Consider the following 1,024-nt stretch of genomic DNA (forward strand, 5'->3'; position numbering starts at 1 on the left):
CGCACCGCCGCCCGGACGGGCGCGGACAGCGAGTCCACGTGCCGGCGGTCGAGCTCGCGGAACCGGCCCGCGAGCGCGTCCAGCCCGGCGCCGTCCTGCCCGGCGAGGTCCGGCTCGAGGGCCAGGATCTGCTCGAACACCGACGACCACCACGACAGCTCCAGCTCCGGGCCCACGAGGTCCGCCTCGACGCGGCGCTCCCCCAGGTCGTCGACCAGCTCGTCGAGCCCCGAGGTGCGCAGGCGCCGCAGCAGTGCCGTCCGCTCGGGGAGCGGGGCCAGCGCTTCCTGCGTCTCGGACAGCGCGGCGAGGCGCTGGACCAGGGCGAACAGGTCGAGGTCGAGCAGCCCGCCGCCCGCCTGCGACGAGCGCAGCACGGGCTCGAGCGCCTCGAGGTCGATGCGCACCGCCTCGTAGGTCTCCTCCACGCCCGCGAGCCCTTCGGGGAGCGTGGGCCAGCCGCCGCGCGGGCACTGCGCCTGCCAGACCTCGCGCTGCCGCTGCACCTCGACGAGGGCCGCGTGCATGTCCGGCACCCGCACGCCGGGGCGCACCATCTCGCGTGCGCGCCGCTTGAGCCGACGCCGCTCCAGCCAGCCCATCTCCGCGCCCTGGTCGGCACGCTGCTTGCGCGACGCGGTGGCCTGCACCATGTCGGCCGCGGTGCGCTCGAAGACCATCGGCTGGAACACGTCGAGCGTGCCCCGCATGCCGCCGAGCATCCGGAGCTGCTCGCCCCACTGCCGCGCCGTCGAGGCCTCGACCAGGCCCGTCACCCTGGAGACGTACTCGATCTGCTTGCGCAGCTCCGGCAGCGTGTGCTCGCCCAGGCGGGTCACGCGCGCGAGGGCGGAGCGGGCGTCGTCGTCGGTCAGGATGTGCGCGCCGAACCACGGGCTCGACGAGGACTTGAGCGTGAACGCCCCCAGCTCGGCCGCCCGCTCCAGGTCGGCCGCGAGCTCGGCCCGGCGCTCCGTGCCGAGGGCCAGCACCGACTCCGGGTCGAGCCGCACGCGCGTGGCCG

1 pseudogene is annotated in these 1,024 nt (G+C 76.0%); it reads right to left on the bottom strand.

Going from position 1 to position 1,024, the window contains the following annotated elements:
* Window positions 1-1,024: pseudogene (locus tag PROKR_RS34670) on the bottom strand (hypothetical protein); the annotation flags it as partial.

The sequence above is a fragment of the Promicromonospora kroppenstedtii DSM 19349 genome (assembly GCF_000515355.1).
Lineage (GTDB): Bacteria > Actinomycetota > Actinomycetes > Actinomycetales > Cellulomonadaceae > Promicromonospora > Promicromonospora kroppenstedtii.